The sequence below is a fragment of the Corynebacterium sp. genome (genome assembly GCF_030826625.1).
Lineage (GTDB): Bacteria > Actinomycetota > Actinomycetes > Mycobacteriales > Mycobacteriaceae > Corynebacterium.
Genome location: NZ_JAPJNQ010000081.1, coordinates 1 through 9666 on the forward strand (window position 1 = coordinate 1; position 9666 = coordinate 9666).

A 9666-nucleotide genomic window follows, 5' to 3' on the forward strand; every position below is an offset into this window, starting at 1 on the left:
GGTGTTTATCCCGCAAGATTCCGCTGATCCTGAGTGGGTACGTGGCGGCAGCGCGATGGTCATACGCAGAATTCGGATGAATCTAGATACCTGGGAGAAATTGGATCGCGGGTCACGCGAAAATGCCATGGGCCGCAAACTAGATTCTGGGGCGCCGTTGACTGGTAACGACGAACACGATGATCCGGATTTTTCTGCGCGCGATAAATTTGGGCTACCCGTCATCGATCCCACTAGCCATATTGCTCGGGCACATCACCCGGAGGATAAGCCTGAACAGAAAATCCTCCGCCGTCCGTTTAGCTACGACTTGCCCCCAGAACCGGGTGATGGTCAACTTTCGAATTCCGGATTGATTTTTATCTGCTACCAGCAGGATCCGCGTAAACAGTTTATTCCCATCCAGCAGCGATTGGATGAGGTAGACCGTTTGAATGAGTGGATTACACATATCGGTTCTTCTGTGTGGGCAATCCCACCAGGTACCGATGCAGAAGGCCATGCACGCGATGAATATTGGGGACAATCACTCCTTGAATCCTGAAGAGTATAGGTTAGTTCTGAGTTGTTTTTACGTTCTATTTCATCCGCTGGCATGGATGGGATGAGAGTTAGTGGGCCTAGCTATGGTGAGTGTGTACCGAAGCGCTAAAATGGCGCAGTAACTAGTTTTCTCAGGCTGCGGCCAGGTATGCCGCAGCCTATGAGCGCAAAGGAGCGCACCCTTTCATGGTCCATGCACTTGAGCCACTGGCAAACCCAACTGAATCTTTCCGCGTCACCGCTGGCACCGCAGTTGGCACCGCGATGAAAGACTTGGGGTACCCGAATAAAGGGCCTGAAGCTGTTGTCTGTGTGCAAGACACCGAAGGCACGTTAAAAGACCTCAGTCACGTGCCCGAAAAAGATGGTGATTTTTTCCCTGTCATTGCGGGTTCTGAGGCAGGTCGCGGAGTGATTCGGCATTCGTGCGCACATGTGTTGGCGCAAGCCGTACAAAAAGAATTCCCAGGTACCAAACTTGGAATCGGCCCCGCAATTGATAATGGCTTCTACTACGATTTCCAAGTGGCGGAGCCATTCACGCCGGACGATCTGAAGAAGATCGAAAAGCGGATGAAGAAGATCATCAAGACCGGTCAGCGGTTCGCGCGGGGCGTTTTCTCCGATACCGACGCAGCGGAAAAAGCGCTTGCCGACGAGCCATTCAAGCTCGAGCTTGTTGCCGATAAAGGTAATGTCGACCCGGATTCTGACGAGGCAACGGAAGTCGGCGCGGGTGAGCTGACCTATTACGACAATCTCAATCCGCGCACTGGTGATGTTGAGTGGTCAGATCTTTGTCGTGGGCCGCATATCCCGACGACGAAATATATCCCAGCATTCAGTCTCACTCGTGCGTCTGCTGCTTATTGGCGTGGTGATCAGTCACAAGCAGACCTGCAACGTGTCTATGGCACCGCCTGGGAGTCCCCGGAGGCTCTTGAGGCTTATCAAACGATGCTGGAAGAAGCCGAAAAGCGTGATCACCGTCGCCTTGGTGCAGAGCTCGACCTTTTCTCATTCCCTGACGAAATTGGTTCGGGCTTTCCTGTGTTCCATCCGAACGGCGCGACCGTGCGCATGGAAATGGAGGAATTTTCTCGCAAACGGCATATCGCTGCGGGCTATTCGTTCGTCAATACTCCGCACTTAACCAAGGGCGATTTATTCCGTAAATCCGGGCACTTAGATTTTTACGCTGAGGGAATGTTCCCTCCGATGCAACTCGATGGCGAATTCGACGCTGAGGGCAACGTCACGAAGCCAGCCCAGGATTACTATGCCAAGCCGATGAATTGTCCGATGCACAACTTGATTTTCGCTTCGCGTGGTCGTTCCTACCGTGAATTGCCGTTGCGGCTTTTCGAGTTCGGTACTGTTTACCGCTATGAAAAGTCGGGAGTAGTGCACGGTTTGACGCGTGCTCGCGGCTTCACGCAAGACGACGCTCACATCTATTGCACGGAAGACCAGCTCGAAAATGAGTTGCGTAAAGTTCTCGACTTTATTATTTCGCTGTTGCGGGATTATGGCTTGGACGATTTCTACCTAGAGCTTTCGACGAAAGACCCAGCAAAATTCGTGGGCACCGACGAGATTTGGGAGCGTTCTACCTCGATTTTGCAACGCGTTGCTGATTCTTCAGGACTAGACCTCGTGCCTGATCCAGAAGGCGCGGCATTCTATGGGCCGAAGATATCAGTGCAGGCCCGGGATGCTATTGGACGTACGTGGCAGATGTCGACGGTACAGCTTGATTTTAACCTGCCGGAACGCTTTGAGCTGGAATATACAGCCCCGGATGGAAGCAAAAAGCGTCCGATCATGGTGCACCGTGCTCTGTTCGGCTCCATCGAGCGCTTTTTTGGAGTCTTGCTGGAACACTACGCTGGTGTATTTCCAGCCTGGTTGGCACCTCAACAAGTCATGGGCATCCCAGTCGCCGACGAATTCGTGCCACACCTCGAAGACATTACCGCGAAGTTGCGAGCTCTTGGCATCCGAGCTGATGTTGACACCTCTGATGACCGGATGCAGAAGAAAATTCGCAACCACACCACGGGTAAAATTCCGTTTATGCTCCTGGCGGGCGGCCGTGACGTTGAAGCCGGGGCAGTGTCGTTCCGGTTCTTAGATGGAACGCAGCTCAACGGTGTGGCAGTTGAGGAAGCAGTCGAGCTGATTCGAGAATGGATTACGCAACGCCGTAACGACGCGCCTTCTAAGGAGACCTTTGGCACACGATAAAGATGACGCTACCTGGGTAGATTCCGGTGCGGGTGAGCCAGATAGATTGCAACGCCTCTGGGCTCCATATCGAAAGGCCTATCTCACACAACGAAGCGCTGATCCCTTTCTGGATGCGCCACGTAAATCTGACGAAGATGGCCTAATCGTGGCACGCGGAAACAAAGTTTTTGTTTTGCTCAACCTGTTTCCGTATAACGCCGGTCATTTGTTGGTCGTTCCATACCGCAAAGTAGCGAACATGGAAGACCTCGATGCGGCGGAATCACAGGAGCTTATGGAATTCACTCAGATGGCGATTCGTGTCCTGAAAAAGGTCTCGAAGCCACATGCCATCAACGTCGGTATGAATCTGGGTGGCGCCAGCGGAGGCAGTGTCCGGGATCATTTGCATGCTCATATCGTTCCTCGATGGCAAGGAGATGCAAATTTTCTCACCATTATTGACGGAACCAAAGTGTTGCCAGAGCTTTTAGCTGATACGCGCACTATCCTGGCCGAAGGATGGAAAGAAATTTCTGCAGAACTTGCCGACGAAAAGGGAGCTAACTGCCACTAATGCTGAGCGTTCATGGCCGTAAACCAGCGGCAGTATTCGTAGAGCCTGTCGCCAAGTTGGCTATCGCTGCTGGCCTCACCCCGAATATGGTGACAGTAATCGGGGCGATCGTCACTACAGCGATCGCCGTGGTGCTGATTCCTGCTGGGTTCTTGTTTTGGGCTGCCGTTTTATCCGGAGCTTTTGCAGCCTTCGACATGATTGACGGTACGATGGCGCGCCTCAAAGGCGGTGCGAGCAAATTTGGCGCTACGCTCGATGCCACGTGCGACCGTATTACGGATGGTGCGTTGTTCGCGGCGATTACGTGGTGGCTGATTTACGACTATGATGCCCCGAAGGTGCTCGTGGTCGCGTCATTCATCGTTCTGGTTTCTTCCCAGGTCATCAGCTATGTGAAGGCGCGTGGTGAAGCCTCTGGGCTCAAAATGGTCGGTGGTTTGATCGAACGCCCGGAACGCCTAATCATCGGTCTTGTTGGGGTTGGTTTGCAAGGTCTCGGTGTGCCTTATGCCATTGACGTAGCGATCTGGATTCTTGCCGCAGGATCATTGTTTACGGTGTATCAACGTATTGCCCTGGCGCGTCGCCTTGATGCCAGCGAAAGAAAGGCTGCCGCATGACACTGTTTGCACAGATGAAAACCCGTTTTTCAACCCAGAAGTTTTGCCGGGACAGCGTGCAGCAAAATCTAGCCGCCTACGGTTATTTCGCAGGATGGTCAATCGTTCGCCGTCTGCCTCTACCATTCGCGCGGTGGAGTTTTGACAGACTCGCGGATCTCGTGAGTCGTAATGGCAAAGGCCCAGAACAATTGCGCAAGAACCTCACACGCGTAGTTGGTGCCGAGAACGTGACGCGGTCGTTGGTGCGCGATTCTATGCGGAGTTATTTTCGGTATTGGCTCGAGGCATTTCGTTTGCCGACGATGCAGTATGAAAGCAATTTGCCGGCACGTTTAGCTGCTGGTGTGTCTGGCCGCGATGATTTCGACGATGCGCATGCTCGAGGCAATGGTGTGGTGCTTGCATTGCCGCACACAGGAAATTGGGATATGGCCGGAGCCTTTGTTGTCGCGCATTATGGTCAATTCGCCACGGTTGCTGAAAGAGTCAAGCCTGAATCCTTGTTTGATGCGTTTGTTGAGTACCGCAATTCGATGGGTTTCGATGTCATCCCACTGACTGGTGGCGACACAGCACCGTTTGATTATCTGAAACAGGTGCTCGATGATGGCGGGGTAGTTGCGCTGCTGTGTGAACGCGACCTGAAAAATTCAGGAGTCATCGTGGACTTTTTTGGCGAACCTGCTGCGATGGCGGCTGGTCCTGCCGTACTCGCGCGCGAAACTGGCGCTACATTGTTTGCAGTGCACTCTTGGTACCAGGGCGAGGATGACGGTGAATCGCCAAGCTGGGGCCTTGCTGCCACCCACGAGATTTCAGTCACGGATGTCGAATCCACGACTCAACGTCTGGCTGATGCATTCGCAGAAAATATTGCGGGTACACCGCAGGACTGGCACATGCTGCAACCGGTTTGGTTGAGCGATCTGGATCCGGCACGGATGAGTCAGCCCCAGCTGGAAGCTTTGCAAGCCTACCGTGCTGACGATTGTTAAGGCTGTGCGATGCGCATAGGAATAGTTTGTCCGTATTCATTTGACGAGCCAGGTGGCGTGCAAGCCCACATTTATGACCTCGCGACGATCCTGATTAGTCGAGGGCACACGGTTCGGGTGTTGGGACCTGCCGGCGATGACACGGACGTCCCAGATTTCGTCGTCAAGGGTGGTAATTCTTTTCCGATTCGCTATAACGGCTCCGTCGCGCGTCTTTCTGCCGGCCTGCACGTTGGCCGTATAGTCAGGGCTTTTATCCGCGATGGTCAATTTGATGTAGTTCATGTGCACGAGCCAAATTCGCCAAGTTATTCCATGGCGGTGCTGCGTATTGCGCAAGGCCCAATCGTTGCGACTTATCATGCCTCTGCTGCCAGTTCGTTGCTATTGAGCCTGGCGAAGCCAATTTTGCGTCCGATGTTGGATAAAGTTCGGGCTGGCATCGCGGTCTCAGAGATGGCTCGGCGTTGGCAAGTTGAGCAGCTCGGCGGCGATCCCGTGTTGATCCCCAATGGGGTAGATACCTCTGTGTACGCGAAACAGCGCATACCGCTGGTCAACAAGAACGCCGATGACGATGAGTTGATCGAGATCGTGTTCCTTGGGCGCCTCGATGAATCGCGCAAAGGGTTGGATATCTTGCTTGATTCCTTGCGACAGCTTGATCGTCCGGTGCGTGTGACGATCATGGGAGGCGGCCGCAAACGAGATATTGCCGGGGTGGATTTTGTGGGCCGCGTTAGCGATGCAGACAAGGCGACGATCCTGGGCCGGGCTGATATCTATGTTGCACCCAACTTGGGGGGTGAAAGCTTCGGCATTGTGCTCGTCGAAGCTATGGCGGCTGGCTGCGCAGTTGTCGCTAGTGATCTGGAAGCATTCGAAGTAGTTTGTGATGCCGCGAGCGAGAACCCGGCGGGAGCACTTTTTCGCACCGGCGATAGCACAGACCTGGCTCGTGTGTTGCGCATGCTTGTCGACGATTTTGAATACCGGCAACGTCTTGTTGCGGCGGGGATTCAGCGAGCCCAAAATTTTGACTGGGAATCGGTTGCGACACAAGTGGAAACGGTCTATGAAACCGTCGTTGACGGGACTAAGGTGCAGGTCGGAAAATGATGCTGGATGCTCTCATCGCGTTGGTTTTGGTCGCTATCGTGAGTGCTGTGCTGTGGACTTATTTCACAGCGCAGCGCTTACACCGGCTACATATTCGCCTCGATGCAGCTTTGCAATCGTTGCAGGGTGCGCTCGATCGGCGTGCAGCCGTGGTAGCTGCATTAATTCCCGATCTTGCCGCGCAAGCGAGAGACACCGAGGGGAATAGGCTTGCCCACGGGGAATTAGATTCGCGCGAAGATGCAGAACGAGAATTATCAGCATCCGTAAACCACCGGCTTACTCGTCTCGCCACCCGTGACAATACTGACGACCCTGATGATTTCGGTCGAAATGTTCATCCAGGTACATTGCATGCTGAGCTTGTCGACGCCGATGTGCGCGTTGAACTAGCGCACCGCTTTTACAATGAAGCGGTGGCGAGCACGCGTGGGCTGCGATTGCGCCCGTTTGTCAAAACCTTTCGGCTTGGCGGGCGAGCACCGTTGCCAGATTTCTTCCAGTACACATCATTTTCACGCAGCTGATCATTCGTTGATTACTTCTTCGACCGAGACTGGCGGTCCCAGCATCAACAGAACTGAAAAGACTATTGTCACGATGATTAGAATCACGATGATGCTGCGAAGCGGGAATTGTACAGCTTGGTACAAAGCCTGGTTGAAAAGTCCTCGTGGCTTCTCATTCGTGTCAGTGTCCTTGTACCGCCAGCCACCTTCGAGGTAGCCACGATTATCCAGCCAGACGGTAAATGGCCAGGCGGCAAAAGGAACCACGGAGACGAGTAATCCGGTGAGTCCAATGCCGAGTGGCCAACGGTTGTTGATCCAGATGAGTAGCGTCATCACGACAAAACATAGGAATCCAAAACCGTGAATGCTGCCGGTAATCGGAACCACGGCTTCGGTAATTCCGGAATATTTCATAACCATTCCGAGAATTAACAGCGCCCACGTTGCCATTTCGAGTGCCGCGGCCAAGCGGTGTAGTTTGTGTGGTTTCATCCTCGCTACTGTAGCTTCTGCCAATCTGTGTTTGCAGATTCGAGTTCACAGATCCGAGTTTGGAGATCAGAGCTGCGGTGAAACGGATGCGCTATGCTTGTAACGAATGTCACTATTCGTCGGCAAGCGAAAGAGAGTTGAATGAGCGCGAGCGAAATTGTTCGAGTGTTGCGCGTCGATGAAATCACTGCGCATGAAATTCATGACCAGGATCTAGCGGAAGTGGTGAATTCGCACCGCGAGTCAGTTCTTGCGTTTTCCGGGGAGGATAGCCGGTCAGCGCAGACAGATCCGTGGTTTCATGCACCGTGGATATCCTCGAAAACCGACCGCACCTACGGTGGGCAGCTCGTCGGGCAGGCTATAGCAGCCGCGAATGCGACAGTGAGCCACAAGCACCTGCACTCACTGCACACTTATTTCTTGCAAGGCGGCGACCCGAAAATAGGGGTTGATCTTCTCGTTGAACTCGTTCGCGACGGGCGGAGCTTCTCGAACCGTCGGGTGCGCATTTTCCAAAAGGGCGATGAAATTTGCCAAGTAGGCGCGAGCTATCACCGTGCTGGCGATGCTGGGCCGACTCACGGTCACCCTATGCCTGGCGTTCCCCATCCAGACACAACACCGCGTGAGGTTTTTGCCGACTTCAGCGAGTCAGAAACTCTAGAGCACAGCGGTGATTGGGACGGTCTAGTCGTGCCCCAAGAGAAAGTCGCCGCTAATTTTGCACCCGGCAATCGGCTGAGCATGTGGATTCGCTACAACGGAGAAGTGCCTGATGATTCAAATTTTCACGCAGCTGCCTTGAGCTATATTTCGGATAGCACGTTGCTGTCGACGACGACGAGCTTAGAGCCCAAACGACACGTACAAATGGCTAGTTTGGACCATTCTATGTGGATGTTTGAACCGTTTCGCGTCGATGAGTGGTTGTTGTATGACCAATGGTCCCCGGAGGCCGGTGCCGGGCGCGGTTTTGCGATGGGGCGGTTTTATCGTGGCGATGGCACACTCGTTGCGATGGCCACGCAAGAAGGCTTAGTGCGTGATCACCGGTAGCCCACCATTCCCGGTAGTTGTATGAAGGCAGCACAGGGGAGTTTGCCATGACACGTATAATTGACGAAGTTAATTTCATTGAGCATTAATCAAGAACCGTCGTATACTGTGCGACGCTGCACCAGCACATATGTTGCTGTGGGAAGGAATGATATGGCAGGCCACTCAAAATGGGCGAACAACAAGCATAAAAAGGCTGCCAACGACGCCAAGCGCGGTAAAGAATTCGCTAAGTTGGTCAAAAATATTGAGGTAGCCGCACGTAACGGTGGCGGCGATCCAGCAGCTAATCCGACGCTGGATGACATGATCAAAAAGGCAAAGAAAGCCTCTGTGCCAGCCGATAATATTGAACGTGCCCGCAAGCGTGGTTCAGGCGAAGAAGCTGGTGGCGCTGATTGGCAATCGCTGATGTACGAAGGCTATGCCCCGAATGGCGTCGCCATGTTGATTGAGTGTTTGACGGATAATAAAAACCGTGCTGCCACAGATGTCCGCACTGCGATGAGTAAGAATGGCGGAAATCTGGGTGAATCCGGCTCCGTGGCTTATATGTTTAGTCGCACGGGCTATGTTTTGGTTGAGAAAAAAGACGGACTGACTGAGGACGAGCTTTTGCTCGCGGTACTCGAAGCTGGAGCAGAAGAGGTCAAAGACCACGGCGAAAAATTTGAGATCATCTGTCAACCTACAGATGTACCTGCCGTGCGTACTGCCTTGGAAGGAGCAAACATCGAAGTCGAAGACTCGGATCAAGATTTCCGTGCTTCAGTCGATGTCCCGCTCGATGCTGAAGGCGCCAAAAAAGTCTTCAAGCTCATCGATGCACTCGAAGATGTCGATGACGTTCAAGACGTCTACACCAACATGACCGTTTCCGAAGAAGTCTTGAACGAGCTCAACGCCTAAAAACTGATGAACCTGGAAGGCTTGCGCGTCATGGGGATCGATCCCGGGTTGACGCGCTGTGGGCTCTCGGTCGTACAGTCAGGTAAAGGGCGTGCAATTTACCCAGTCTCAGTTGGGGTAATCCGTACGCCCAGTGATGCCCCGTTAACTGACCGCTTGCTTCGAATCTCACGGGCCGTTGCGGAATGGATCGATGATTATCAGCCTGATGTCGTCGCGATAGAGCGGCTATTCGAGCGCGGTAATGTGTCAACGGTAATGCACACCGCTCATGCCGTAGGCGTGCTGGTGCTTGCGGCCGCAGAGCGGGGATTGCCGGTGGATATGTACACGCCTTCAGAGGTGAAAAAGGCTATCAGCGGCAATGGGCGTGCCGATAAGAAGCAGATGACCGCCATGGTTACCCGCATCTTGGGTTTGTCAGAGCCGCCCAAACCAGCCGATGCAGCAGATGCGTTGGCGCTAGCAATTTGCCATTGCTGGCGTGCTCCTGCACTTGCGCAGCGCCGACGACTGTTGCAACAGTCGGTACAGAAGCAACCAATCCAGCCTCAACCTGCAGAGAAAGACGCTTAGTTTGCCATGATTGCATCGCTACGTGGAAC

General features: G+C 53.5%; 11 protein-coding genes. 10 read left to right on the forward strand and 1 reads right to left on the reverse strand.

The window, feature by feature from the left end; translation table 11 throughout:
- The 7 genes from RCH87_RS08990 to RCH87_RS09020 all read left to right on the forward strand — a co-directional run.
- On the forward strand, positions 1–544 hold a 544-nt coding region (locus RCH87_RS08990), incomplete at its 5' end, for a Dyp-type peroxidase (RefSeq protein WP_306516366.1).
- Between the two features lie 185 nt (positions 545–729).
- Positions 730–2790, forward strand: a complete 2061-nt coding sequence (gene thrS, locus RCH87_RS08995; RefSeq protein WP_306516367.1) for a threonine--tRNA ligase — start codon at positions 730–732, stop codon at positions 2788–2790.
- Positions 2777–3349, forward strand: coding sequence for an HIT domain-containing protein (locus tag RCH87_RS09000; RefSeq protein ID WP_306516368.1), 573 nt, complete (start codon positions 2777–2779; stop codon positions 3347–3349). Before thrS ends, RCH87_RS09000 begins: the two co-directional genes overlap by 14 nt.
- Entirely contained in the window at positions 3349–3972 is a 624-nt protein-coding gene (pgsA, locus tag RCH87_RS09005) for a phosphatidylinositol phosphate synthase (RefSeq protein ID WP_306516369.1), read from the forward strand. Before RCH87_RS09000 ends, pgsA begins: the two co-directional genes overlap by 1 nt.
- A gap of 14 nt (positions 3973–3986) precedes the next feature.
- On the forward strand, positions 3987–4970 hold the full coding sequence (locus RCH87_RS09010; protein WP_306516376.1) for a phosphatidylinositol mannoside acyltransferase: 984 nt from the start codon (positions 3987–3989) through the stop codon (positions 4968–4970).
- Between the two features lie 9 nt (positions 4971–4979).
- Positions 4980–6089 (forward strand): glycosyltransferase family 4 protein, encoded by a 1110-nt coding sequence (locus RCH87_RS09015; RefSeq protein WP_306516370.1) that lies wholly within the window; start codon positions 4980–4982, stop codon positions 6087–6089.
- Positions 6089–6616 carry a hypothetical protein gene (locus RCH87_RS09020; RefSeq protein ID WP_373690968.1) on the forward strand — a complete coding sequence of 176 codons (528 nt, stop codon included), beginning with the start codon at positions 6089–6091 and terminating at the stop codon, positions 6614–6616. Before RCH87_RS09015 ends, RCH87_RS09020 begins: the two co-directional genes overlap by 1 nt.
- Here the strand turns inward: RCH87_RS09020 and RCH87_RS09025 are convergent, their stop codons facing one another.
- Positions 6617–7093 (reverse strand): DUF3817 domain-containing protein, encoded by a 477-nt coding sequence (locus RCH87_RS09025; RefSeq protein ID WP_306516372.1) that lies wholly within the window; start codon positions 7091–7093, stop codon positions 6617–6619.
- A 141-nt stretch (positions 7094–7234) separates the two neighbouring features.
- Between RCH87_RS09025 and RCH87_RS09030 the strand changes: the two genes are divergently transcribed.
- The 3 genes from RCH87_RS09030 to ruvC all read left to right on the forward strand — a co-directional run bounded on the left by RCH87_RS09030 (position 7235) and on the right by ruvC (position 9637).
- Entirely contained in the window at positions 7235–8152 is a 918-nt protein-coding gene (locus tag RCH87_RS09030; RefSeq protein ID WP_306516373.1) for an acyl-CoA thioesterase II, read from the forward strand.
- A 153-nt stretch (positions 8153–8305) separates the two neighbouring features.
- A complete protein-coding gene (locus RCH87_RS09035; protein ID WP_306516374.1) occupies positions 8306–9061 on the forward strand; it encodes a YebC/PmpR family DNA-binding transcriptional regulator in 756 nt (251 codons plus the stop codon).
- Between the two features lie 6 nt (positions 9062–9067).
- The gene (ruvC, locus tag RCH87_RS09040; RefSeq protein WP_306516375.1) at positions 9068–9637 is read left to right on the forward strand and encodes a crossover junction endodeoxyribonuclease RuvC; all 570 of its coding nucleotides are present in this window, start codon (positions 9068–9070) and stop codon (positions 9635–9637) included.
- The last annotated feature ends 29 nt before the right edge of the window (positions 9638–9666 follow it).